Annotated in this window: 20 protein-coding genes and 3 pseudogenes; 12 read left to right on the top strand and 11 right to left on the bottom strand. The window is 70.2% G+C overall.

The window, feature by feature from the left end:
- Window positions 1-14 precede the first annotated feature (14 nt).
- On the bottom strand, window positions 15-1,007 hold the full coding sequence (gene dhaK, locus AC07CM_RS10520) for a dihydroxyacetone kinase subunit DhaK (protein ID WP_478875956.1): 993 nt from the start codon (window positions 1,005-1,007) through the stop codon (window positions 15-17).
- Between the two features lie 457 nt (window positions 1,008-1,464).
- Here dhaK and AC07CM_RS10525 point away from each other — a divergent pair, with 457 nt between their 5' ends.
- Complete coding sequence (locus AC07CM_RS10525; RefSeq protein WP_478875957.1) at window positions 1,465-1,809, top strand: DUF3040 domain-containing protein; 345 nt, start codon at window positions 1,465-1,467, stop codon at window positions 1,807-1,809.
- 328 nt (window positions 1,810-2,137) lie between these two features.
- Here the strand turns inward: AC07CM_RS10525 and AC07CM_RS10530 are convergent, their stop codons facing one another.
- Window positions 2,138-2,701 (bottom strand): hemerythrin domain-containing protein, encoded by a 564-nt coding sequence (locus tag AC07CM_RS10530; protein ID WP_478875958.1) that lies wholly within the window; start codon window positions 2,699-2,701, stop codon window positions 2,138-2,140.
- Window positions 2,702-3,170: 469 nt separating this feature from the next.
- Between AC07CM_RS10530 and AC07CM_RS10535 the strand changes: the two genes are divergently transcribed.
- From AC07CM_RS10535 to AC07CM_RS10555, 5 genes and pseudogenes are all read left to right on the top strand, one after another.
- Complete coding sequence (locus AC07CM_RS10535) at window positions 3,171-4,166, top strand: NAD-dependent epimerase/dehydratase family protein (protein WP_478875959.1); 996 nt, start codon at window positions 3,171-3,173, stop codon at window positions 4,164-4,166.
- Window positions 4,167-4,199: 33 nt separating this feature from the next.
- Window positions 4,200-4,523, top strand: a pseudogene (locus AC07CM_RS10540) (carbamoyltransferase N-terminal domain-containing protein); the annotation flags it as partial.
- An 89-nt stretch (window positions 4,524-4,612) separates the two neighbouring features.
- Window positions 4,613-5,608, top strand: a complete 996-nt coding sequence (locus AC07CM_RS10545; protein WP_478875960.1) for a glycosyltransferase family 2 protein — start codon at window positions 4,613-4,615, stop codon at window positions 5,606-5,608.
- 489 nt (window positions 5,609-6,097) lie between these two features.
- Complete coding sequence (locus AC07CM_RS10550) at window positions 6,098-7,345, top strand: ANTAR domain-containing protein (RefSeq protein ID WP_478875961.1); 1,248 nt, start codon at window positions 6,098-6,100, stop codon at window positions 7,343-7,345.
- Window positions 7,346-7,625: 280 nt separating this feature from the next.
- On the top strand, window positions 7,626-8,084 hold the full coding sequence (locus tag AC07CM_RS10555; protein WP_478875962.1) for an RpiB/LacA/LacB family sugar-phosphate isomerase: 459 nt from the start codon (window positions 7,626-7,628) through the stop codon (window positions 8,082-8,084).
- Between the two features lie 62 nt (window positions 8,085-8,146).
- On the opposite strand, the gene AC07CM_RS10560 is transcribed toward AC07CM_RS10555, so the two are convergent.
- On the bottom strand, window positions 8,147-8,512 hold the full coding sequence (locus AC07CM_RS10560) for a DUF6479 family protein (RefSeq protein WP_478875963.1): 366 nt from the start codon (window positions 8,510-8,512) through the stop codon (window positions 8,147-8,149).
- A gap of 167 nt (window positions 8,513-8,679) precedes the next feature.
- Here AC07CM_RS10560 and AC07CM_RS10565 point away from each other — a divergent pair, with 167 nt between their 5' ends.
- The 3 genes and pseudogenes from AC07CM_RS10565 to AC07CM_RS10575 all read left to right on the top strand — a co-directional run.
- Complete coding sequence (locus tag AC07CM_RS10565) at window positions 8,680-9,054, top strand: four-helix bundle copper-binding protein (RefSeq protein WP_478875964.1); 375 nt, start codon at window positions 8,680-8,682, stop codon at window positions 9,052-9,054.
- A gap of 88 nt (window positions 9,055-9,142) precedes the next feature.
- Window positions 9,143-10,321: an acyl-CoA dehydrogenase family protein gene (locus AC07CM_RS10570; RefSeq protein WP_478875965.1), complete on the top strand. Its 1,179-nt coding sequence runs from the start codon at window positions 9,143-9,145 to the stop codon at window positions 10,319-10,321.
- A 291-nt stretch (window positions 10,322-10,612) separates the two neighbouring features.
- A pseudogene (locus tag AC07CM_RS10575) lies at window positions 10,613-10,699 on the top strand (XRE family transcriptional regulator); the annotation flags it as partial.
- 301 nt (window positions 10,700-11,000) lie between these two features.
- Here the strand turns inward: AC07CM_RS10575 and AC07CM_RS10580 are convergent.
- The 4 genes from AC07CM_RS10580 to AC07CM_RS10595 all read right to left on the bottom strand — a co-directional run bounded on the left by AC07CM_RS10580 (window position 11,001) and on the right by AC07CM_RS10595 (window position 16,068).
- Window positions 11,001-11,228 carry a helix-turn-helix transcriptional regulator gene (locus AC07CM_RS10580; protein ID WP_478876129.1) on the bottom strand — a complete coding sequence of 76 codons (228 nt, stop codon included), beginning with the start codon at window positions 11,226-11,228 and terminating at the stop codon, window positions 11,001-11,003.
- Window positions 11,138-13,651: an MFS transporter gene (locus tag AC07CM_RS10585; protein WP_478875966.1), complete on the bottom strand. Its 2,514-nt coding sequence runs from the start codon at window positions 13,649-13,651 to the stop codon at window positions 11,138-11,140. The genes AC07CM_RS10580 and AC07CM_RS10585 overlap by 91 nt, the downstream gene beginning before the upstream one ends.
- Before the next feature lie 407 nt (window positions 13,652-14,058).
- Window positions 14,059-15,156 carry an alkene reductase gene (locus AC07CM_RS10590; protein WP_478875967.1) on the bottom strand — a complete coding sequence of 366 codons (1,098 nt, stop codon included), beginning with the start codon at window positions 15,154-15,156 and terminating at the stop codon, window positions 14,059-14,061.
- 138 nt (window positions 15,157-15,294) lie between these two features.
- Window positions 15,295-16,068 (bottom strand): DUF899 family protein, encoded by a 774-nt coding sequence (locus AC07CM_RS10595; protein WP_478875968.1) that lies wholly within the window; start codon window positions 16,066-16,068, stop codon window positions 15,295-15,297.
- A gap of 304 nt (window positions 16,069-16,372) precedes the next feature.
- On the opposite strand from AC07CM_RS10595, the gene AC07CM_RS10600 reads away from it, so the two are divergent.
- Window positions 16,373-16,891: a winged helix-turn-helix transcriptional regulator gene (locus AC07CM_RS10600; protein WP_478875969.1), complete on the top strand. Its 519-nt coding sequence runs from the start codon at window positions 16,373-16,375 to the stop codon at window positions 16,889-16,891.
- Between the two features lie 336 nt (window positions 16,892-17,227).
- Window positions 17,228-17,755: pseudogene (locus AC07CM_RS10605) on the top strand (hypothetical protein); the annotation flags it as partial.
- Here AC07CM_RS10605 and AC07CM_RS10610 read toward each other — a convergent pair.
- The 3 genes from AC07CM_RS10610 to AC07CM_RS10620 all read right to left on the bottom strand — a co-directional run bounded on the left by AC07CM_RS10610 (window position 17,718) and on the right by AC07CM_RS10620 (window position 19,007).
- Window positions 17,718-18,134 (bottom strand): transposase, encoded by a 417-nt coding sequence (locus AC07CM_RS10610; RefSeq protein ID WP_478875970.1) that lies wholly within the window; start codon window positions 18,132-18,134, stop codon window positions 17,718-17,720. The pseudogene AC07CM_RS10605 and the gene AC07CM_RS10610 sit on opposite strands and share 38 nt — an antisense overlap.
- Window positions 18,131-18,277: a hypothetical protein gene (locus AC07CM_RS10615; protein WP_478875971.1), complete on the bottom strand. Its 147-nt coding sequence runs from the start codon at window positions 18,275-18,277 to the stop codon at window positions 18,131-18,133. Before AC07CM_RS10615 ends, AC07CM_RS10610 begins: the two co-directional genes overlap by 4 nt.
- A gap of 130 nt (window positions 18,278-18,407) precedes the next feature.
- Window positions 18,408-19,007, bottom strand: coding sequence for a flavodoxin family protein (locus AC07CM_RS10620; protein ID WP_478876130.1), 600 nt, complete (start codon window positions 19,005-19,007; stop codon window positions 18,408-18,410).
- A gap of 179 nt (window positions 19,008-19,186) precedes the next feature.
- Here AC07CM_RS10620 and AC07CM_RS10625 point away from each other — a divergent pair, with 179 nt between their 5' ends.
- Complete coding sequence (locus AC07CM_RS10625) at window positions 19,187-19,813, top strand: TetR/AcrR family transcriptional regulator (RefSeq protein WP_478875972.1); 627 nt, start codon at window positions 19,187-19,189, stop codon at window positions 19,811-19,813.
- A 550-nt stretch (window positions 19,814-20,363) separates the two neighbouring features.
- Here the strand turns inward: AC07CM_RS10625 and AC07CM_RS10630 are convergent.
- Complete coding sequence (locus AC07CM_RS10630) at window positions 20,364-23,129, bottom strand: helix-turn-helix transcriptional regulator (protein ID WP_478875973.1); 2,766 nt, start codon at window positions 23,127-23,129, stop codon at window positions 20,364-20,366.
- Window positions 23,130-23,610: the final 481 nt, after the last annotated feature.

Consider the following 23,610-nt stretch of genomic DNA (forward strand, 5'->3'; position numbering starts at 1 on the left):
CTTACTCCGCCGTATCACATCCCCCAGCGCAACGCCGGGGTCTTCACCGGCGCGTCCCACAGCCGCAGCAGCTCCTCGTCGACCTGGCACAGCGTGACGGAGGCGCCCGCCATGTCGAGGGAGGTGACGTAGTTGCCGACCAGGGTGCGGGCGACGGCCACACCGCGCTCCCCGAGCACCCGCTGCACCTCGGCGTTGAAGCCGTACAGCTCCAGCAGCGGGGTGGCGCCCATGCCGTTGACCAGGACGAGCACGGGGTTGCGCGGGGTCATGTCCTCCAGGATGGCGTGCACCGCGAAGTCGGCGATCTCCCCGGAGGTCATCATCGCCCGCCGTTCCCGGCCCGGCTCGCCGTGGATGCCGATGCCCAACTCGAGCTCCCCGGAGGGCAGGTCGAAGGTCGGGGTGCCCTTGGCGGGCGTGGTGACGGCGCTCAGCGCGACACCGAAGCTGCGGGCGTTCTCGTTCACCTGGCGCCCGATGGACTCCACCCGCTCCAGCGGCTGGCCCTCGGCCGCGGCGGCACCCGCGATCTTCTCCACGAACAGGGTCGCCCCGGTGCCGCGCCGGCCTGCCGTGTACAGGCTGTCGGTGACCGCGACGTCATCGTTGACGAGCACCTTCGCGACCTGGATGCCCTCGTCCTCGGCGAGTTCGGCGGCCATGTCGAAGTTGAGCACGTCGCCGGTGTAGTTCTTCACGACGAACAGCACACCGGCCCCGCTGTCGACGGCGGCCGCGGCCCGGGCCATCTGGTCCGGCACCGGCGAGGTGAACACCTCTCCGGGGCAGGCGGCCGAGAGCATGCCCGGCCCGACGAACCCCCCGTGCAGCGGCTCGTGTCCCGACCCGCCGCCCGAGACGAGCGCGACCTGCCCGGCCACGGGGGCGTCCCGGCGGACGATCACCCGGTTCTCCACGTCCACGGTCAGGTCCGGATGCGCGGCCGCGACACCCCGCAGCGCATCCGCCACGACGGTTTCCGGGACGTTGATCAGCATCCTCATCTGTGTCTCCTAAGAAGCCTATGAGTGCGTCTCTGACCTGCGTTTTCCCTGGTCAAGTCGGTGCTTGAGGACAGCCGGACGGGGTCCTGCTCCTCAGTATCGGCCTTGCGGCAGCCAAGGTCATGTGCACCGCAGGTGCAGCTTCCTGGCGGTCTTCGGCCGCGGCGGTGCACAGTCCTCGCGCATCCACCGCCACAGGACCGGCGCGGAGCCGGTCCTGTGGCGGCGCACCGCCGCGTCCACGGTGCTTTCCAGCAGTTCAGGACCGTCCCACCGGCCATCTTCATTCCGCCGAGACTGACGTGCCCGGCAGGGCAGTTGTCCGCCGCTTTCCGGCAGTCGGCGAAGAAGCGCCGGGGACGGCAGGGCCGCTTCGGCGGGGTCGTGGCGGGGAACTCGGTCGTCCGGGTGAGGGGAGCACGGAGGCCGCCGGGCGGCCGGAGGAGGTGCCGTTTCCGTGGACGAGTGGGAGATTCCCGACGACGTACGGCTCTCGCCGCGCGAGCGCGTCGCGCTGCTGCTGATCGAGGCGGACCTGCGCAAGGACCGCCGGCTGGTGCACCGGATGCGCTCGGCGCAGCGCACGGCCCGGACCCACCGGCGCATGTGGCTGCCGGTGGCGGTCCTGCTGCTGGTACTCGCGTCCGCGTTCGTGGCCGTCATGGGCATCCGCACCTCGGACCCCGCGCTGCTGTGGTGCTTCGCCGTGCTGTGGCCGCTGACCTTGCTGCAGGCCTTCCGCCTGCTGCGCCGTGCCGTCCGTCGCGGCCCGTCCGGCGACCGCGTGACCCCGTGGCTCTGAGGGACCGCCGAAGATCCCGTCGTGGGGGGGGGGGGGGGGGGGGGGGGGGGGGGGGGGGGGGGGGGGGGGGGGGGGACTCCCCCCCCCCCCACACCCCCCCCCCCCCCCCCCCCCCCCCCCCCCCCCCCCCCCCCCCCCCCCCCCCCCCCCCCCCCCCCCCCCCACGGCGGCACCGCGAACGGCCGCCCACGTCCGTCGCGTCGACACCGAAGGCCGCCGAGCGCGGATCTTCCGGCGCCCGCCCGAGGCCGGAAGGTCCGCGCTCGGATCACCCCCGGAGGTCGGACGACCCCGGATCGCGGTGTCCCCGAGCGCCCCGGTGTCTGCCTCAGCTCTCCTTGCCACGCCCCGACATCGCGTCCCGCAGCCGGTCGACCAGCCCGACACCCGGTGCCAGCATCTTGTTGGCCGGGGGCTTGTCCGGAGCCGTGGGGTGCGGCCGGGTCGGCGCGGTCTTCTTCGCACGGCGCACCTTGTCGCCGAGGTCGTCCAGCGCCTCCGGCGAGCAGGCCGACTGCAGCATGGGGAAGAGGTTCTCCTCCTCGTCCGTCAGATGGGACCGGATCTCGCTCATCAGCCGGGTCATGAGGGTGTCGAACTGGGGGTCGTCCGCCTCCAGACCCTCCAGGTCCTTCATGATCTGCTCGGCCTCGGCGTGGTCCTCGAGCTCCTTGTCCGCCAGGGCGTCCCCGCCCGTCAGGTGCTTGCGCACGGCCGGGTACAGGTAGGCTTCCTCGGCCACCGAGTGGCGCACCAGTTCGATCGTGGCCTGGTCGGCCAGTACCTTGCGTTGCTTGGAGCCGGGCGGCAGCGCCTCGATGCGGCCGAAGATCTCCTCGACCTCGCGGTGATCGGTCGTCAGTTCCTGGATGACGTTTCCGCCGTGACCCATGTCCTTACCTCCTCGGACGTGCGGCGGCCGCCAGTGCCCGACGGCCGGTCGTCGCGCCGAGTGCCCCGTCCCGGGCGCGCTACACGGCCCACGGGTGCCTCGTCACCGCGTCGAGTGGCGGGCCGCCGCCGTCCGGCCCGCCTCGACCGGGGCCCACTCCGCGCGCCTCCGTCGTTGCGCACGGTGACCGAAGTCGCGGGCGAACCCGGCATTCCTGACAATAAGAATCAACGTGTGAAAGCAACCGGCACGGGAACACTGGTGCCAGTGCCGTCCAGCCGGCGGCGGCCGACAGGGCGGTCCTCCGGATCAGCGGGGACCCGGGCCCTGTCGTCATCCATCAGCGTCTGTCCCTCCGCGAGCCGACGACGACGTCGGTCCTACGTCGGCATGCGCCGAAGTGCCCTGGCAGGAGCATTTTCCGGGCGCGCGGCCAGGTGGCCGACGCGGACGAAGGAAAAGGCCCCCCATGACTGGTGAAACCCTTGCGGTCCCCTGGCGGCGTGCCGTCGTGACCGGCGGCGCGGGCTTCCTGGGTTCTCATCTGTGCGAGCGGTTGCTGGAATCGGGCGCCGAAGTCGACTGCGCGGACAACCTGGTCTGCGGGCGACGCGAGAACATCGCCCACCTGGAGGGCAGGCCCGGCTTCCGGTACGTACACTGCGACGTCACCGCACCCGCCTGCCCGGAGCAACTGACGGGCCCCTACGACCTCGTCCTGCACTTCGCCTGCCCCGCGTCGCCCGCCGACTATCTGAGGCTGCCCCTGGAGACCCTGGACGCGGGGAGCCTCGGAACCCGCAACGCCCTGACGATGGCGGCACGTGACCGCGCGCGTCTCCTGCTCGCCTCCACCTCCGAGGTGTACGGCGACCCGCTCGTGCATCCCCAGTACGAGGGCTACTGGGGCAACGTGAACCCCGTGGGCCCGCGCAGCGTGTACGACGAGTCCAAGCGGTTCGCCGAGGCGCTCGTCACCGCGCACGCCGCGGCCCACGGCACCGACGCCGGGATCGTCCGGTTGTTCAACACCTACGGACCGCGCATGCGCGCGCACGACGGTCGTGCCGTGCCCACCTTCATCAGCCAGGCCCTCGCCGGTGAACCGGTGACCGTCACCGGTGACGGCAGCCAGACCCGCTCCCTGTGCTACGTGGACGACACCGTCGACGGCGTGCTGAGGGTGGCCGCCCGCCGGTCCGTGCGGCCCGTCAACATCGGCGGCGCCGACGAGATCACCATGGCCGACCTCGCCCGCCGCGTGGTCGCGCTGACCGGCTCCCGCTCGCCGATCGTCTTCATCGACCGGCCCGTCGACGACCCCTGCCGGCGCCGCCCCGACACCAGCCTGGCGCGCGAACTGCTCGGCTGGCGGCCGCAGGTGCCCTGGGAGGAGGGACTGAAGCAGACCATCGCCTACTTCGCCGCCCTGCCGCCGGACGGTGAGCCGGCCGCGCGGTCCTGACCACTCGTCCCTCCGCCGCACTGGAGACAGCGCATGCACGTCCTCGGTATCAACGCACTCTTCCACGACCCCGCCGCGGCCCTCCTCGCGGACGGCAAGGTCGTGGTGGCGGCGGAGGAAGAACGGTTCTCCCGTCGCAAGCACGGCAAGCGGCCCGTCCCCTTCTCCGCCTGGGAACTGCCCGAGCGCTCGGCCCGCCGGCGCCTGGAGCAGGCCGGCCCGACCCCCGCCGACCTGGACGCCGTCGCCTGCTCCTACGACCCCGCGCTCGAGCGGCGGACCGGCCTGCCGGTGGTGGTCGACACCAGCCCGCACACCGCCGGGCGGCCCATGGTGGACGATCCCCGTGACGCCCTGGAGTGCTTCGGCTCCGCCCCCGTCGACCTGCTGGTCCTCGGCCCGTTCGCGATCCGGCGGGGCGCGGCCTTCGGCGGAAAGGCCTTCATATGACGCCCGCACCCGCGTACACCGTCGTCGTCCCGACCGTCGGCCGCCCGTGCCTCGCCGAGTGCCTGCGTGCCCTGGCCGGGGCCGGGGGACACCCGCCGCACGAGGTGATCGTGGTCGACGACCGGCCCGACACCGAGGGCGACCTGCCGCTGGAGGCGGCAGCGATCCTGCTCGACCGGGTACGGACCCTGCGCACCGGGGGCAAGGGCCCCGCCGCGGCCCGCAACGCAGGCTGGCGCACCGTGCGGACCCCTTGGACGGTCTTCCTCGACGACGACGTCCAGGTGCTGCCGGACTGGTCCCGCAGGCTCGCCGAGGATCTGCGGGCGGCCGGCCAGGAGGTCGGCGGCATCCAGGGGCGGCTGCGTGTCCCCCTGCCCCTGGACCGCCGGCCCACCGACTGGGAGCGCACCACCAAGGGGCTGGAGAACGCGGCCTGGGCCACCGCCGACATGGCGTACCGGACCGCCGCGCTCACTCTGGTCGGCGGCTTCGACGAGCGCTTCCCCAGGGCCTTCCGGGAGGACGCCGACCTCGCCCTGCGCGTCGAGCGCGCGGGCTGGACCCTGCACCGCGGCACCCGCGTCACCCGGCACCCGGTACGAGCCGCGCACTGGTGGGCCTCGCTGCCCGCCCAGCGTGGCAACGCCGATGACGCCCTGATGAGCCGGCTGCACGGACGCGACTGGTGGAGCCGTGCCCAGGCACCGCGGGGACGGCTGCCGCGGCACCTGGCGGTGACCGGTGCGGCGCTCGCGGCGGCCGCCTGTGCCCTGGCGGGCCGCCGCCGGGCCGCCACCGCCTGCGCGGCCGTGTGGACCCTAGGCACCGCCGAGTTCGCCCTCGCCCGCATCCGGCCCGGCCCCCGTACCGTCCGGGAGATCGCCGGCATGCTCGGCACCAGCGTGCTCATCCCCCCGCTCGCCGTCCGGCACTGGCTGCGCGGAGCCGTCCGCCACCGCAAGGCCGTCCCCCTGGGAAGCGCCGAGTGAGCACCGGCCGGCCGCCCGTCCGCGCCGCCCTGTTCGACCGCGACGGCACCCTCATGGCGGACGTGCCCTACGACGCCGGGTCCGCCTGCTGCCCACCGCCGCGGAGGCCGTCCGCCCGGCGGTCGTACGGTGCCTGCGTGCGACCGGACACCACGTGGTGCTCACCGGCGGCCCCTAGGTGGACGCCGCTGCCTGCCTGACGCAGCTGCGGCAGGCCCGCACCCGTCCGGTGCGGACCGCAGCGGTGGTGGCGCATGTCCACTGAACAGGTCCAGGACCGCCGGAGCCGGAACACCGGCCGGGCCGCACCGGACAGCGTCCGCAGGACGTCGCCCGCACGGCGCCGCGTCGGATGAGCCGAGGGAGCCGGGGGACCCGCCGTCGGAGCGCGAAGCCGTCCGGCTGATGGCAGGCCACCGAGCGTGCAAGGTGGTCCAAGGTCGGGAACAGGCCGAACGAGTTCTCCGTGACGTCCTTTGTGGTGATGCCATGAAAATCTCTTCCGACCCGGCCGCGCCGGCCCCCCTCGTCATCGAGTCGCACCTCGTCGAGGGCCTGCCCGTCGGGAGCGTCCTGCTGTTGCGGATGTCCGGCAGCCTGGACCCCCGGGGGGCCGAGGCGTGGTCGGACGAGCTGCGCGGTCACCTGGAAGAGGCCGACCGCGCCGGACTGCGTCCCGTCCTCGACATGGGCCATGCACAGCTGGGCGGCACCGCCGTGCTGCGCACCCTCAGCGAGGCGACCCGGTCCCGCGCCGGACACCCGGAGCTGATCGTCGTGCGGGCCCGCCCCGGCGTACGCGAGGCGGTGCACCTGGCCCGGCTCGGCGGCGTACGGCTCTTCGCCACGTTCGACGACGCGCTCAGGGAGATGGCGCGGGTCGCGTCCGCGGTCGAGGACCTGCCCGCCTGGCGCTCGCAGATCACGGACCCGCTGCGGCCGTCGTACGAGGACCTGCACAAGGAGGTCCACGCCCTGCGGGCACGGATGCGCACCGCACCCGTGATCGGCATGGCCCAGGGCATGCTCATGGCCCGCTACGGCCTGCCCGACTCCGGCAGCGCCTTCCACGTGCTGCGCGAGGCCTCCCAGCGGTTCAACGTGCCGCTGCGGGTGCTGGTGTCCGCCGTGGTGGCGGCCCGGCCCCCGGACGGCGCGGTGTGGTTCCCCGGCCGTCGCCCCCTGCTCGTCCCGCCGCTGCGGATCCTCGCCCGCGGCGGCCGGGACCCGCGCTGCCGGCGGCAGATGATCGACGCCGCACTGCGCGAGGCCCTGGCCGTCGGACGGGCCCCCACCGGATACGTCCGGCTCGTCGATCCCGCGGTGAACGCCCTGACGCTGGAGACCCACCACGGCTGCGACGACAGGCTCCTCGACCTCGTCGCACGCGGCCGGGACGAGGGCACGGCCGACGCGGCCGCCCGCAGCGCGGGACGCCGCGTGGGCGTACCCGACGTGGCCGAGGACCCGCTGCTTTCCGCCGACGGCAGGCGCGCCCTGCTGGCCACCGGCGTCCGTGCGCTCCAGAGCCTGCCCGTCGTCACTTCCGGCGGATCCTGCATCGGCGTGATCACCCTGCACTGGCCGGACGCCGGACACGAGCCGACCGCCGCACAGGCCGAGGCCTTCGACCTGCTGGCCGCCGACGCGGCGGCCTGGCTGAGCTGGTACCACCGCTCGGTGCTCCCGGACGCGCTGGAGCACCTGCACAGCACGCTGGGCGGACACGGCTCCTGAATCCCACGCCGACCGGACACGTCTCGTCGATCCCGCGCCGCATGGGCCCCGGGTGTGCGTCACTCCCGCCCACCGGGGAACCCGGACCCCGCAGGGAACGAGCACCACCCGGAGGGGCCCCGGCGCGTGCCCCATCCGCGGCAGCCCGACCATCCCTGATCAGCGAACCGCTCAGCCGTCGGCCCCGGAGGCGTGACCGACCCCCCCGGGGCTGCTTCGTGCCCGGTGCCGTACGGGCCGCCGCTTCGCGCCCGGTGCCGGACGGGCTAGGCTCCGGACCATGCGGATCTCCGTCTCCTCCGACATGGACGAACCCGTGGCCCGCCTCCTCGTCGAGGAGCTGCGCCGGCGCGGCCACGAGGTGCGGGAGCACGGCGCGCTGCGGCCCGGCGCCGACCCGCAGTGGGCGGTCTGCTCCGAGGCGGCCGCCCGGGACGTCGCCGGGGGCGCGGCCGATCAGGCGGTCGTGTGCTGCTGGACCGGCACCGGCGCCTCCATCGCCGCGAACAAGGTGCCGGGCATCCGCGCGGCCCTGTGCACGGACGCCGGTACGGCCGAGGGCGCGCGCCGCTGGAACGACGCCAACGTGCTGGCCCTCAGCCTGCGGCTCACCTCGGCACCGGTCCTGTCGGAGATCCTCGACGCCTGGTTCGCGGCGGAACCGAGCCAGGACCCGGAGGATCTGAAGAACGTGGCCCGCGTCGGCCGCCTCGACGCCCCCAGGAAAAACCTCTCCTAGAGCCGTACGGCGGCCGACGCGGCCGGAGGAAAGGGTGTGGTCTTCGGGTCTCGGGTCCGGAGTCAGTGGGCGCCCAGCCCGCCGCCGCCGAACGAGCCGCTCGATCCCTTGCTCCAGCGCGGGCGCTCCTTCGAGTCGCTCGGCCTGGTGTGCATGTTGGACAGCTCGTACGGGGTGAGCGCGTGGCCGCCCTTCTCGACGAACGGGACCTCGGAGGGTTCCCTGTTCTCCTTGATCTCGCGTACCGCACCGTCCGGTGGCAGGTGCGGCTGCTCCTCGGGGCGGGGGCGAGGGGGTTCGCGGTACTTGATGCGGGAGTTCATCCAGAAGCCGCCGGCGAGGAGCGCCAGCACGGCAACGGCCACCAGGAAGAGCACGAGGCTCATGAGGCCGCTCGCCGCGGCCAGCTGCGTCTGTGCGGTACTCATAGGACAGGAATACCCAACCCAGACGTGGACGAACCGGACACCTTGGGTTGCCGGAGCTCCACAGTCCGCGACCCGTGTGCGGTGTCGCCTCCCACCCCTTCTGTTTCGCCCGGCGACTGCGGCCCGTGCAGGTGTTTGCGGTCTCCCCGCCCGGCTACCCGCCCGGTGTGACATCGTCGACTTCACCGCAGCAGCTCTACAGGTTCCTGGAGGACCGGTTTACCTGCGCCCAGGCGTGCACGGAGTGCGCCAGAGCCTGTGCCGTGCGGGCGAGCCTCCTGGACCCGGACGGCACCGAGCGCCAGGAGCGCGTGCGCCGGCTGGGCATCATGTGTGCCGAGGTGTGCGACGCCACCTGCCGGATGCTGTCCGAGCAGAACCGTCAGGACGAAGAGGGAATCAGAATCCAGCTGGAGTGGTGCCGCTCGGTCTGCCTCGACTGCGCGCACGGCTTCGACGCGCAGCCCGGCGCCGAATCGGCCGCGGAGTCCTGTCGCTCCTGCGCGGAGGCGTGCACGGACTTCGTGGCGACGCTGAGCTGAACCGATCCCCGGCACGCCATTCCCTATTTCTGAAACACGTTCTACGGTGTGCGCCGTCAGGACCGCCCTTGGGGACCCTGGAGGCGCCGTGCACCTCGACCACACGCCCGAGCAGCAGCGGCTGCGCAGCGAACTGCGCGCCTACTTCGCCGAGCTGGTGCCCGCGGGCGCCTACGCGCGGTACACCGACCCGGCAGCACAGAAGCGGTTCTACCGCGAGACCATCCGGCGGCTCGGCGCGGACGGCTGGCTCGGCGTGGGCTGGCCCGAGGAGTACGGCGGGCGCGGAATGACGGCCATGGAGCAGTTCATCTTCTTCGACGAGGCCGCGCAGGCCGGTGTACCGCTGCCCCTGATGGCGCTGAACACGGTCGGCCCGACGCTCATGCGGTTCGGCACGGACGAGCAGAAGGCGTACTTCCTGCCGCGCATCCTCTCCGGCGAGATCGACTTCGCGATCGGCTACAGCGAGCCCGAGGCGGGCACGGATCTCGCGTCCCTGAAGACACGTGCCGTACGCGAGGGCGACCAGTACGTCGTCAACGGACAGAAGATCTGGACCACCAACGGCGACACCGCGGACTGGGTCTGGCTCGCCGTGCGCACCGACCCCGGGGCTCCGCCGCACAAGGGCATCACCATGCTCCTGGTGCCGACCTCCGACCCGGGCTACTCCTGCACCCTCATCAACACCCTCGCCTCGCACGACACCACCGCCAGCTACTACGAGAACATCCGGGTCCCCGTATCCCGGCGCGTCGGCGAGGAGAACCAGGGCTGGCGGCTCATCACCAACCAGCTCAACCACGAACGCGTCACGCTCGCCGCCCACGGCACCATGGCGATCCGCGCCCTGCACGACGTGCAGCGCTGGGCGATGGAGACCAAGCTCGCCGACGGCCGCCGGGTGGTCGACCTGCCCTGGGTGCGCCGTCTGCTCGCCCGGACCCACACCCGGCTCGACGCGATGAAGCTCCTCAACTGGCAGATGGTGTCGGCCGTCCAGGACGGCACGCTCACCCCGCAGGACGCCTCCGCCGTCAAGGTCTACGGCAGCGAGGCGCGCCGGGACGCCTACGCCTGGCTCATGGAGGCCGTCGCCGCCGCGGGCCCGCTGAAGGAGGGCTCGGCGGGCGCGGTGCTCCACGGCGAACTGGAACGCGGCTACCGCTCGGCGGTCATCTTCACCTTCGGTGGCGGCAACAACGAGATCCAGCGCGAGATCATCTCGTGGATCGGGCTGGGGATGCCCCGGGTGCGGCGGTGACCCGTTTGTGACGAAGATTTTTAGTTGGCACAAAAGAGGGATAGTTGGCACTAGTTGAGCCGTGTACCACCGAAGGTAGTGGATCTTGGGGTCTATTAGGTCACGGCCGCCGGGGTCGTACGCGGCGCACTCCTGGAGGTCGCTCCGGCTGGTGAAGAGCAGGAGTTCCGGGTGGTCGGTACCGCGGCCCATTTTGAGGTCGCGGGCTGCCAGGGCCAAGTTCCGCCGTCCTCCCTGGGATCGTGATACGACGTCGAGCATCAGGGCGTTGCACCTGGCCGTAGTGGGCGGGTGACGATCTTCCCGCCCGACCCTGACTTCGAGGCTCTGCGCTTCGGGCTCGCTCGGCTGCGGGCAGCACGGGGGTGGAGCTACGACGCCGCATTCACGGCAGCGGTCACGCTGAGCGCAACGAGGAATCCGGGTGGGGCTCGCGGGGTCTACACGTAGTGAACGAGGCCTGTGGTCGTTTGCAAAGCTGCCGTCCCAGCGACGGCGGGGACCGGGTGAGGAGCGCATGTGCGGGAAAGCGCCAGGCGCCTCGCCGTGACCGCGGCAGCCGAGCCGACCCGGTCCACCAGATGGCCCCAATGATGACAACGCGCTTTCGATTCATCGATCGAAGGTTCGCATTGAGCTACCCGTTCGGATGTAACTCTCCACGCACCCGAAAGGCCCTTCAGTCGGCGCCCGCCGCCGGCTGCTCATGGCCGCGGCACAGGGCACCGAAGAACTCGTCCAGGGGTGTATTCAGCGCGTGGGCCAAGGCGTGCCACGTCTTCAGGGTGCCGATGGTGCGCCCCTGCTCAATCTCGATCAGGGTTCTTCTGGCCAGTCCACTACGGGCGGCCAACATACGCTTCGAACGTCGTAACCGCTCCGCCCGGGGCCGTGCAGCGACAGCGATGTGGCCACGGGCACGTATCCGCCGGCGGTCAGTGTGTACTCGCCGCTGTCCAGGTCGGTGAAGGCGTACGAGCCGTCGTCGCCGGTGATCGCGGTGCCTGCGACATTGCCCGCAGCGTCCACCAGCGTGACCCGCGCGTCGGGCAGCGGCTGACGGCCGGCCCCCGCCCTCACCGTGCCCTGCAGTTCGGCACCGCGGCTCAGGTCGACTTCGAGGCGGGTGACGTGGTCACTCACCTCCACCGGCAGCGCGACCGGTCGGTAGGCGGCGGCGCTGACCGCCACGGTGAAGGTGCTGCCCGCGGCCAGCTGGTTGAAGGTGAACGCACCCGACTCGCCGGTCGTGGCCGTTACCAGCACCTCGCCGCGGACATCAGTGACGACGACCATGGCTTCGGCCACCGGCTTCCCGTCGGCCGCATCGCGCACCACTCCCGTCAGGCCGCCGGCACCCGACAGGACCACGTCGTAGCCGAGCGGTGCCTCCCCCACGACTACGGTGGCGGCCTGCGGCTGACGCCCGTCGGCCGACACGATCAGCACATAGCTACCGCCGGCCGGAGCGGTCAGTACGTATCCGCCGTCCGGACTGACATGGGCGCGGCCCAACTGCGTCCCCTGCAATGAGATCAGGGTCAACGTGGCCGCTCGGACCGCGGTGCCCGTGCCGTCGCGGACAGATCCGTGAATGACCGTGCCGGTCATGCCGTCCAGGAGAACCTCCCGGCCGGACGGCCCCGAGAGCGCCGCGGTGTACCCGGTGGCCGGCTGTCCGACAGCGGCGGAGTCGGCACGCACGAGCTGCGGCTCAGGGGCCGGTTCCCGGACGGTGACCTGGGTGTTCCCTGCCACGACCGGCGAGGCGGCCGGCTGTCCCGGCCGGTTGCGGATGAGGACGACGGCTGCCGCGCCGCCTGCCGATATGGCCGCACCCGGAATCAGAACAGCCAGGTGCAGCGCCCCGGAGAACGCCCCGCCCACGGCTGCGGTCATCGTTTCCCGCAGAGCGGCGGAGGCGCTGGATGGGGGCGCCCCGCTGCTGACGGCAGCGGTCAGCTTCTCGGCGACGGACCGCGGCAGGCCCCGGCCGGTCAACTGGTCGGGCAGTCGGGACGTCAGCCCGCTGGTGAGGATCGTCCCGGTGATGGTCGCCCCCAGCGTGCCGCCGACCTGGCGGAACAGGTTGACGGTCCCACTGGCCATGCCGGCGTCGGCGTGCGGCACGCTGATCACCGACACCGCGGTGACCGGGGGGAGGATCAGCCCTGCTCCGGCCCCGAACATCGCCATCAGGACCCCGACGGTCACCAAGGACGTCGAGGGGTTCTGGTTGATCATCAGCAGGTTGCCGGCCGCGGCGAGCAGCGCACCGATGCCCGGCGTCGCCTTGAAGCCGATCACCCGTGCGAGCGGAGCGGCCACGGGGCTGAAGATCACGTAAGCCAGCATCAGCGGCAGCAGCAGGACACCCACCCTGAGGATGGACTCGTGCCGGACCCGCTCGAGGTAGAGCACCTGGGCGAACGCCGTGGCCACGAATCCGTACTGCACGATCAGCGCGACCACGTTCGCCGTGGTGAACGACGGAATGCGGAACAGGCGGAGCTTCAGCATCGGCGTGCGTGTACGCGCCTCGACCAGGATGAGCGCCACCAGCGCCAGCGCGGTCACGACGAACGCCCACACGGCTCGGGCCGCCCCGAAGCCCGAGTGGCCGCCGTCGATGACGCCGTAGTTGAGGGCGCCGATGGCTGCCACCCCGAGCACCAGGCCCGGGGGATCGAGATGACGGCCGGGGTGCCGGCTTTCGGTGACGAAGCGGGGTGCGAGGAGCAGCACGATGGCCGCCAGGACCACATTGACCAGGAACACCGCGTGCCAGGAGTAACGCTCCAGGATCACTCCGGCGGCTATGGGGCCGAAGCCCAGGCCGATGCCGGAGACCGCGGCCCAGATGCCAACCGCCCTGGTCCGTTCGTGAGGATCGGTGAACAGGTGGGTGACGATCGACAGGCTGTTGGGTAGGACCGCGGCCCCGCCCAGACCCATGATCGCCTCTCCGGCGAGGACTCCGGTCGAACCGTGCGACAGGGAGACGGTCAGGCTTCCCGCGCCCAGCAGGAACGCGCCGAGGGCGAAGGTCCGACGGCGTCCCACGATGTCGCCCACCGTCCCGGCGGAAAGGACGAAGCTGGCGACCATCACGGAGTAGAGGCTGGCCATCCAGACCAGGGTCGAGCCGGAGACGTGCAGGTCCTGCTGGATAGGTGCCAGGGTCGCTGTCGTCTGCGTGATGTTCACGAACATCACCATTTGTCCGAGGCAGGCGACGATGAGTCCGATCCACCGCCGTGGCGCCCGCTGGGGCGTCGGCGTGTTGGCAATCGTCCGGGCGGCAGGCGCCTCAGCGGCGTGGCTCGCCATGCACGATCCTTTCGGGGTTGGTTCAGATTTCGAGCTCTTACGACGGCCGCCTTGGCAAGCTGAGTCTGAAGAGCAAAGCCGGGCCGGAGCGGGGATACCGCGGCCAGGGGAGCACTCCGCCGGATCAGGCAGTGTGTGAGCCGGTGCGAGATCCAGTCGCACCAGCGACCCGCATGAATCGGGGGAATTCGTCGGGTGTATTACCGAACTTGGCTGTGAGAGCGCCGAGGAGAGGCGGGCCCTGTGTCCCCGGACCGAGAAGCGGGCCGCTGCGGTACACGATGCAGCTCCCACCTTCGGTCCGGGGTCGAAGCGTCCAGCCGTCCCCTTCACGACGCGGCAAGGGGGACCCACGGCCGAGTCACTCGCTTCCGCGGCCACCCGCCTGGCCGTGATTCATGCCTCCGTCACCCCTCCAGCCGGGGGTAATCGGTGTAGCCGGCGGCACCCGGACCGTAGAAGAGATCCCGCCTCGGTTCGGTGAGCGGCGCATGGGAAGCGAACCGCGCCGGCAGATCGGGATTGGCGATGAACGGCTGCCCGAAGGCGACGAGATCGGCCAGGTCGTCGGTCAGGACCGCGTTGCCCCGGTGCCTATCGAACCCGACGTTCGCGATGATGGTGCCTTGATAGACCTTCCGGAAGTGCCGGAACATGCCATCGCCGGCCAGGTCCTCGAACGGTCCTCCGGCGGGGTCGGTCACCATCCCCATGAGCAGGAGATGTGACAGTTCATAGTCGTTGAGCCGTCCGAGCACGTACTCGCTCTCTGTGAGCGCCTCGGGCCCGGAGACGAACTCTCCCGTCTCACCCCAGGCGGGCCCGGCCTTCACGCCGACGCGCCGCAGGTCGACGAACTCGCCGACGGCTTCGATGGTCTCGAAGAGGAACCGGGCGCGGTTCTCGATCGAGCCGCCGTAGAGGTCCGTGCGCCGATTGGTGCGTGGATTGAGGAACTGGCTGATCAGATAGTGGAAGCCCGCCTGCAGCTGCACACCGTCGAATCCCGCCGCCATGGCATTGCGGGCCGCCCTCGCGTAGTCGGCGATCGTCTGCCGGACCTCCTGCGCCGACATCGCCAGGGGCTCCACGGTCGGCTGGCGGCCGGACGACGTCGGAGACAGCACCCCGGGGTTCACCGCCGACGGCGCAAGGGGCGGCCGGCCGTCGAAGAAGTCGGGGTGGGAAGTCGAGCCGGTGTGCCACAGCTGAGCGAAGATGACACCGCCCGCATGGTGGACCGCGTCCGTCACGCGCTTCCAGTGGGCGACCTGCTCTTCGGTGAACAGCCCCGGGACGTCATGCCATCCGACCGCGTCCCGGCTGATCCACACGCCCTCGGAGATGATCAGCCCGGCCGAGGCCCGCTGGGCGTAGTACTCGACGTGGAGGTCGGTGGGCAAGAGGTCGCTGTTGCGTGCGCGAGTCCGGGTCAGGGGGGCCATGACCACGCGGTTCGCCAGAGCGACATCACGCATGGGGTACGGCATAAGCAAGGGCTGCATTAGTTTGACTCCTGATGTGGGGCGGGGATCGGAGGATCCTGGGGCGTGACCGGCGGCATTTCGCGCGACGCTGCCCCGCCCCCGTAAAGCACGGAAATGCGGTTTAGTGAAGGGAAACGGGCGGGAATTGGAGGACTTCTACTCGTCGTACTGAAGCGCGGGATAACCGGCCATGTTCCCGCGTCCGTTCGGCGTCAAATCGAGAAAGCCCAGGAGTGACCAGACCGGAGCCATCGCGGTGGTATCTGCCGCCGCGAACTGCAGCTCGCTCGCCCACCGGTGGTGGATTCCGTCCCTGTCGCGTGAGAACACATTCAGGACCGGAAGCTGCTCACCCTCCGGCGTTTCCGCGTGATAGTCGCGGTTGAAGGTGTTGCTCCGCGAGGACAGCAGCCGAAGGTTGCGCCACCCGCGTTCTTGTCCATAAGTGCTCAACCGAGCGGGGTCCGTCTTCGCCACCACGGCGAGGTTGATCCGCGCGGCGAGGTGGAGAGCAGGACCGTCGAGCCCGTCCACGAAGGAGGTGCATGACGGGCACGGCTGCTCGGTAAGCGGCAACAGGGCTGTCTCGCCCCGAGCGAGACCCTTCCGCGGATCTTCGGACCAACGCGGGAACATCATGTTGTAGGTGAGCAGCGTGTCCTTGCCCGGCGCGAACAGCTCCGAGAGTCTCACCGCGCTGCCATCGTCCGCGGACTCGAAGACGTAGTCCTCCGGGACGAGACCGCCCAGTGGGAGTGCGCGGCGCTGTGCGGCGACCTGCTCGGTCATCTGCCCGAGCTCGGCCTCTGCCTCCAACAACTGGTTGCGGGCGCGCCGGTATTCGCTTGACTCGCCGGGGAATCGGATATTTGAATCGTAGAGCATTTCCTGCCACTTGTTCATGTCGCGCGGAGCGCTCTGGGCAGCCATTGTTTCCATCCTTTCCTGTGCTCCGAACCCTCCTCCCTTACAGACTAGGAATTTCGGAGCGTCCTTGCATGTCCTGCGGTTATTCACTGCACTCGGTGCTGGCCAGCAGGCTCGGCGATGGGCGCGGGAACGACGAGAACCCGGCAGCCGGCAGCGCGCGCCCGGGCCCGTTCCGGGCCCCTGGTCTGCGTTCCTGGCGCAGTCGTCATCGTTCTTCCGAACGAAGAGGTCAGTTCATTGAGTGAACCAATCCTTGCATAGGGACATAGTTCTGTCAATGAACTATTGCTGGTAGTCTTGGGCCATGGCTCTTCCCAAGGACTACGCGGGACAGCGGTGCTCGCTCTCGCGTGCTCTCGAGATCGTCGGCGAGCGCTGGACGCTGCTGATCCTGCGTGACGCGTTCTTCGGCGTGCGTCGCTTCGGCGACTTCGCCGCGCACCTCGGGGTGCCGCGCGCCGTACTCACCGAGCGCCTCGAGACCTTGCGTGGGGCCGCTGTGCTTGCGGAGACGCGGGGAAGTCACGGCTACAGCGAGTACGTCCTGACCGACAAGGGTGTGCGCCTTTGGCCCGTCGTGCGCGATCTGACCAGCTGGGGCGACGATTACTACTCGGCCAATGGCCCGCGCCGGATTTTCCAGCATGCCCAGGACGCGGGCATGCTCGAGCCGGACGGAACGTGCGCCATCTGCAGCAGCGTTGTTCCGCCGTCGGATCTGCTGGTACTTCCCGGCCCCGGCTACGACGAGCCCGCGGACGACTTCGTCAGCAGGACCCTCGCCACCGCACACCGCCTACTAGAACCCATTCGCGGCCACTGAACTGAAACTGCCCCTTCAGTTGTAGATCGATTCGGGCGCTGCAGCTCGGGGTGGTGGTCGGCTGACCGCTCGTCGGGCTCGGTGGCGGGCGCTGGCCCAGGCCTCGCGATGGCGGCGCCGCAGCACGGGTGGGCGGTGAAAATCGAGGGCGGCAGAGCCTGATTCGCTGTTCCTCGCCCAGGGCGCCGGACACCGTGGTTCCAGTGGCCGGATCATCGTCGGTTAGAAGCTGTTGTCTCTCCGGACGTGATCGCTGCGTTTCCGCTGGACGGGCCTAGGACCGGTGAGTCCGTGGGAGGGTGGCGTGTCGTTTCGTCGCTCCCCGGGAGGTTGCTAATGCCGTCGGTCGTCGGACTGCTGGAACAGCATGAGCGCGCCGCTCGCCGTCGCGTAGACGGGCTGCGCGAGGAGGCCGATCGCCTCCAGGCCGAGCTGGCCGCGGCCGAGCTGTAATCGCAGGAGTGGACGATCGCTCGTAGGCGGGTCGACGCGGTGCCGGCTCCGGACGGCGGCAACACTGCCGGCACGGAGGTCACCGAGGATCCGCAGAATGCGGAAGCGCCGTCGGCACCCCGGGACGCGGCGAAGCCGAAGTCGCAGGTGCCTGTGTGGCGTGAGGGCCTGAACTGGTCGGTGCTGTCGGTGGACTACCAGCCCATCTTTAAGGCCCTCGCGGACCGCCTCCGGCTGGGCCAGGGGCCGCTGACCTGTCAGGAGATGGCCACCTTGTTCGGCTTGGAGGTGGTGCCGGCGCGAGTTGAGGCGCTGCACTCGAAGGCGAAACGGCTGGTGGCGCGATGGCTGACCGAGCCGGCGCAGGGTCGGATCACGCTCGCGAGGGGTGTGGCCTCGCCAGGCGGCGGGCGCGCATCAGGTGCACGAAGAGGCGCTCGACAATCCACCGCCTGGGCAGCACCACGAAGCCGCGTATGTCGTCGCTGCCCTTGACGATTGCCAGGACCAGCGCGAGCGCGGTCAGGCAGTACTCGACGAGGCTGCCGGTGTAGTCGTCGTCGGCCCAGACCAGTTTCAGCCGGTGGTGCGCGTCGGCCACCTGCTCCAGCAGCACCTGCGCGGCGGCGCGGTCGCCGACATCCGCGACGGTGACCATCACCTCCGGCAGCAGGCGGAGCGTGGCCACCACGATATGCCGACTGCGCCCGTTGATCTGCTTGCCGCCGTCGAGGCCCCGGCTGTCGGCGCCGACGACGGCGTCCGCCCCGACCGACTGAGAGTCGATCACCCGGCCGTCGGCTCGGCATCCCGCCCCAGCCGCTCGCGGACCCGGCCGCGCAGCCGGTCGTGGAACTCCTTGACCGGCACCTGGTCGTGCCAGCGGCGAAAGAAGGCACATACCTGTTCCCACGGCGGAATGTCGGTCGGCATGGCGCGCGACTCAGACTGGGTTCTCCACGAGAGACAGGGGCCCGGCGAAATACCGCCGCGGATGTGTGGTCCGGACATCCGAATCCGGACCACACGTACCAAGTCCCGTGATCGGTACGACCACGGCTTCTTACGCGGCAGTTGCCCGGCCGGCAGCGAACGTCGCGGCGATGTGCGCCACTCGGCTGCCAAGGTGTTCTGCAGTTGCGATGTCTGCCTTGTGCACTCCCTCGGCCCCCAGATCGACAGGGGACTGGGCGCCTGCACCAAGGGCGAAGCCGAGCCGGTTCAGGTCGTTCTCAGAGGCCTGTGAAGTGTGCCCGCCCGGAGGCAGGCCGAGGCTGACCCAGAGCATGCCGAGCTGGGCGGCGAGCACGCTGAAGAACTGGAGGGTATGCAGCTTGTCGCCGCTCTTCGACCCGGAGTTGGTGAACCCGGCGGCGAATTTGTCGCGCCACGCGCCGGACTGGAACCGCTTCGTGGTGGCCTCGCCAAAGACGTGGAATGCGCCGGATGCTGTCCCCATATAGGTGGGCGAGCCGAAGATGATCGCGTCCGACGAATCCAGGACCGACCACTGTTCATCAGTGATCTCGTCAACCCTGATCAGATGCACGACAGCACCGGCCTGGCCGGCGCCGGCACGGACGGCCTCGGCGAGCACGGCGGTGTGGCCGTAGCCCGAGTGGTAGGCGATGGAGACAACCGGACTGTTGGTAATTGATCGCATGAAATTCCTTCGCAATGCCTGATCGTGGTTGGAGTGAATCGCTTCGACGGGGGTACGGCTCGGCGCGGCGGTGGCGCCGCGCTCCGAAGGCACAGGCAGCTCAGCCATGTACAGCGATCGCTTTACCGCAACGCTAATGCAGCCGGCCGTCAAAGTAAAGCGACTGCTATACTTACGCCGTGGAGACACAGAGCGTGAGTGGTACACGGCGCCGTGGCGGTCGAGGGGCACGCGAGCGCATCCTGCAGGCGGCCGCGACGCTCTTCTATGAAGAAGGCATTCACGCCACGGGCGTCGCGCGCCTGGTGGAGACGGCCGAGGTCTCCACGCGCACCTTCTACCAGCACTTCCCCACCAAGACGGCACTGGTGGAGGAATACCTGCGCACCTACGAGACCGGACTGGCCCAGCAGATCGAACGGAAACTGACCCGCGAGGGGCTCACCCCCCAAGACCAGTTGCTGGCCCTGTTCACCATGATTGCCGAGACGTTTCCGGGGCCCTCGGGGGCCGTTAGTACCCGCGGCTGCCCGCTCCACAACGCCGCTGTCGAAGCTGCAGGGCACATGCCCGATGTGCGGGAACTCGTCCACCAGCACAAGAACGGCATCACCGAGCAGCTCACCGCCATCGCCGCCCGCGCCGGTGCGGCAGCCCCGGAGCAACTGGGCCGTCAGTTGACCGTCCTCCTCGAGGGCGCCACCGCTCTGTCGACCTCCCTCGACAGCCCCTGCCCGCGTCACGACGCGCTAGAGGCCGCACGCGTCCTGATCGACCATGCCCTCCCCGAAGCCGGCGCCAACTGACTCTCTGATCCGCCTCGTCAGTGAGAAGCGATAGCTCCCCACAGGGACGGCTGTGCGGGCGACGAGGCGGTCCAGGGCATCCTGCATGATCGACACGCGGCCCCGTACTTGTAGACAGCGTGGAGTCCGTGACAGCAGGGGACGTTGGTTGTCATGGCGGCTGAGCCGCACAGCCCGAGCAGCAAGGGCAGGGTCCGAGCGCGCTTCATGGTGACGCAGGCTATCGGCGAGCGCGATGTTTCTCGAACGGGATACCCACCTGGTCGTTCGCCGAACAGGCGGACCCGGTGTCTTGCCGCCCCGACGGCCCAGTGACCGCATGGGGCGACCTCACTCCGACAGCCGGCCGACTGCGAGGCCGAGCCGGCCGATGATGGAGGAAAGAAGGCCATCCGTTGCATCGACGTCGACATGGCCCAGGAGCGTCTGGCGGCACCACCGTGGAGGTCAGTTGCCATGTCCGTCCGTCCCGGCTGGTCAAGGCCCCACAGATGGGCCTCGGCCGGTCGTCACAGCACGGAGTTGCACGAACTTTCAGACACGCTCGCCCTCACGCGGCGAGCAGGGAGTCGCGCAGCATTACCCGGGAGGTGATGTCGAGTTTCGGAAAGATTTTGTACAGGTGGGCGCCGATGGTGCGTGGTGACACGTGCAGCAGTTGCCCTATCTGCTTGTTCGTCATGCCCTGCGCCGCCAGTTCCGCGATGCGCAGTTCTTGCGGGGTCAAGGAAGCCAAGCCCGAGACCGCGGCTGCTGTTTGCGGTATGCCTGCGGTGCGCAGTTCCTCGGAGGCGCGCTTGGCCCATGGTTCGGCTTGCAAATGGCGGAAGATCTCCAGAGCCTGCCCCAGGTGAACCCGTGCGGCCGTCCGGTCCGAGCGGCGGCGCAGCCATTCACCGTAGGCGAGTTGGATGCGGGCCAGTTCGAAGGGCCACTGGTCGGCGTCGGGTACGGCCAACGCGGTCTGGAAGAGCGTGTCGGCTTGCTCGTCGTCGGCTGCCAGTGCCGCCGATCCGGCCAGGATGAGCGCGTGGCGCGAGGAGATGGCACCGGCGCGGGCCGCTTGAGCGGCGGCCACGTGGGCGCGTGCCTGATCGATGCGTCCGGTGCGGACGCACGCCTCGACCAGGTCAAGGAAGACCTCGTGGAAGTCGGGCAAGAATGCGGGGAGTTCACCCGGTGGCGTCACTGCGCTGGCGCGGGCATAGGCCTCCTCGTACGCCCCCCGCGTGACGGCCTCCCGAATACGGGCCTCGGCGACCCTGTCGAGCAGCCGGTTTATGCGTCGCGGTCGCGCCCATGCGGTGATCGTGTCACTGAGGGCCTGAAGTCGTGTCTGGTCGCCGCGGGATGCCGCCACCTTGGCCTCGACGCAGCGCGAGAGATACGTGCTGAGGTCCGAGTGGATCCGCTCGATGCCCTCCCCGGACAGCGCCTCGATCTCCTCCCAGCGGCCGCGGGCGTAGGCGTCGTGTTGCCGCGCGGCCATCACGAGCGGCTGGCTCTCGTAGGAACGCCCCATCAGTTCGCGCCACATCGCAGGGGAGTCGCCGAAGGCATCGATGGAGTGCGCCGCACCCACCAGCCAACCCACCCGGGCGGTGCGTCGACCCTGTGGCAGTTCAGTGACCGTCCGCTGCAACCGCTCGCGCACGGTGTGCGCGGTGCGGGCCGGGTCTGCAACTGTGTCGTAAGCCAATCGAGCCAGGGGCGATACCTGGTCCAGGAACCGGCGCACCGGTTCCCACCGCTCCTGTCCTCCCAACCAGAAGCAGGCCCGCGTCAGGGCCTCGACCGCGTCCTCCACTGCCGGATCGTGTCGCTCGTCGGGCCCGATGGCCTCCGCCACGGGGAGAATGGCCTGGTAGGCGCCCTCGGCGTCGCCGTCGCGGTACAACATCAACAGCGCGGCCGTCGTGGTCCGGCGCACCGCGAGCTCGGTGGGCAACTCCTCTTGGTCGGTTGCCTTCAGCAGACGTTCGGCTGTCTGCAGTTGTCCGCCGGTGACGGCCACGAACGCGCCCTCGACCAATCGACAGGCCCGATCGTGCGGGTCGGGGCTCAACTCCGCCGCACGTGCCAGCGCTGCCGTCGCCTCCGCGGCACCTCCGCGGCTCAGGTCGCGCTCGGCGGCGTCGACCAGGGCCTGGGCCGCGGCCTCGTCCGGGCCGTCGGCCGCCTCTGCCAGATGCCAGGCCCGCCGCACCGGATCGGCCGCGAGCACTTGCGCCAAGGCCTGGTGCGCGGCGCGGCGCACCACCAAGGGGGCCATCCGCACAACCGCGGATCGCACCAGCGGATGCCGGAATTCGATCTTCTGGCTCCCGGCGCACACGGTGACCAGGCGGCTGGTCTGGCCGGCGTCCAGAGCCTCCTCGTCCCAGCCGTGCCAGGTGCGGGCGGCTTCCCGCACCGTCCGCAAGCCGCCCGGTCCCTGTCCGGTCAGCGCTGCCAGAAGCATCGTGTTGCGGACCGGTTGGGGCAGCGTACGGATCTGGCCCGCGAAGCCTTCTTCCAGCCGCTCGCCCAGCGGAAGCCAGGACGGCAGCGGATCCGCCCCGCGCTGCTGGCGCCGGGTGAGCTGCGCCGGCAGCTCGACCAGCGCCAGGGGATTGCCCATGGCCTCGCCCAGGACGCTGCGCGCGGTCGGCGCGGCGAGGCCTGGATGTGCCGAGGCCAGCAGGGCGGCGGCGTCCTGAGCAGGGAGCGGTGCGACGTCGAGCATGTCGATGCCGGCCGAGTCCAGGGGATTGCGCCATCCGTTGCGAGCCGCTGTCAAGACGACGACGGGCAGGGGGGCGATGCGGCGCTGGATGAAACTGAGGACCTGGGCACTGGAGGCGTCGACCCACTGCACGTCATCAGCGATCACGAGCAGGGGCTCGGTGTGCGCCGCATGCTGCAGCAGGGCCAGGGCTGCCACCGAGATGGTGAAGCGGTCCGGTGCCCCGTCGTCGACCACACCGAAAGCCCGGTTCAACGCCGTCTGCTGGGCCGGGGGGAGCTCCTTGATGCGGTCGAGCAGCGGCCACAGGATCTGGTGCAGGGTCGCGAAAGCCAGCTCGGACTCCTGCTCCACCCCCGCGGCCCGTAGCACCCGCAAGCCCGCCTGTACCGCATGGTCCGCCGTCCAGTCCAGCAGAGCCGTCTTGCCCGCTCCCGGCTCACCCCGCAACAGCAAAGCCGCACCGGCCTCGTGTACCTGGTCCACCGCCGATCCCAACACGGCGAGCTCCGCCGACCTGCCCACCAGCGCCACAGGACCGCTGCGTCCCTCGCTGGAATGCCGAATTCCGATCTTTGCCTCCTCGAACACGCCTTACAGAAATCATAAGATAAACACCCTTGACGGTTATTCCGGAGAAGAGATTTATGAGTGTCTACCCTCTCGTCGGAGGCACTGAGGCATCTCAGCTGGGAGCTGGTCGCAAAGGCAGTCCGCTCCTCGAAGAGATCGAGGAGTCGACTCCGGGCGAGGAGCTTGAGGAATTGGCTCAATGGAGCACGCGGACCTGAGAAGTCCCTGTACGACGATCCATCCAGGATGATCGCCTGTTGCTTCGAGGTGGGGTGCCCGGGCAACGCGGGGATCGACGGGCGCCGATACCTGCGCAGCCGCCCGCTGACCTCGAGTGAGTGGAAGAGATGTTCATCACCGTGGCGGCCACGGTTCAGGGATAGCCACGACCCAAGATCCCAGCGGTACGAGAGGAAGCCGTGCCGGGTCGCGCAGGGTCGACGTGTTCTTGAGGGCAGTCCCGCCCAGCGGCGCTGCCTGAGCAGGCGATCCATGTGGC

Source organism: Streptomyces sp. NPDC044061 (assembly GCF_056434305.1).

What these genes read in the sequence shown, in the direction of transcription:
- AC07CM_RS10555 (WP_478875962.1), top strand. Translation starts at nt 7,626, where the DNA reads ATGCGGATCTCCGTCTCCTCCGACATGGACGAACCCGTGGCCCGCCTC.
- AC07CM_RS10535 (WP_478875959.1), top strand. Translation starts at nt 3,171, where the DNA reads ATGACTGGTGAAACCCTTGCGGTCCCCTGGCGGCGTGCCGTCGTGACC.
- dhaK (WP_478875956.1), bottom strand. Translation starts at nt 1,007, where the DNA reads ATGAGGATGCTGATCAACGTCCCGGAAACCGTCGTGGCGGATGCGCTG.
- AC07CM_RS10595 (WP_478875968.1), bottom strand. Translation starts at nt 16,068, where the DNA reads ATGGCTGCCCAGAGCGCTCCGCGCGACATGAACAAGTGGCAGGAAATG.
- AC07CM_RS10590 (WP_478875967.1), bottom strand. Translation starts at nt 15,156, where the DNA reads ATGCAGCCCTTGCTTATGCCGTACCCCATGCGTGATGTCGCTCTGGCG.
- AC07CM_RS10530 (WP_478875958.1), bottom strand. Translation starts at nt 2,701, where the DNA reads ATGGGTCACGGCGGAAACGTCATCCAGGAACTGACGACCGATCACCGC.
- AC07CM_RS10615 (WP_478875971.1), bottom strand. Translation starts at nt 18,277, where the DNA reads ATGCCGACCGACATTCCGCCGTGGGAACAGGTATGTGCCTTCTTTCGC.
- AC07CM_RS10550 (WP_478875961.1), top strand. Translation starts at nt 6,098, where the DNA reads ATGAAAATCTCTTCCGACCCGGCCGCGCCGGCCCCCCTCGTCATCGAG.
- AC07CM_RS10560 (WP_478875963.1), bottom strand. Translation starts at nt 8,512, where the DNA reads ATGAGTACCGCACAGACGCAGCTGGCCGCGGCGAGCGGCCTCATGAGC.
- AC07CM_RS10600 (WP_478875969.1), top strand. Translation starts at nt 16,373, where the DNA reads ATGGCTCTTCCCAAGGACTACGCGGGACAGCGGTGCTCGCTCTCGCGT.
- AC07CM_RS10620 (WP_478876130.1), bottom strand. Translation starts at nt 19,007, where the DNA reads ATGCGATCAATTACCAACAGTCCGGTTGTCTCCATCGCCTACCACTCG.
- AC07CM_RS10585 (WP_478875966.1), bottom strand. Translation starts at nt 13,651, where the DNA reads ATGGCGAGCCACGCCGCTGAGGCGCCTGCCGCCCGGACGATTGCCAAC.
- AC07CM_RS10545 (WP_478875960.1), top strand. Translation starts at nt 4,613, where the DNA reads ATGACGCCCGCACCCGCGTACACCGTCGTCGTCCCGACCGTCGGCCGC.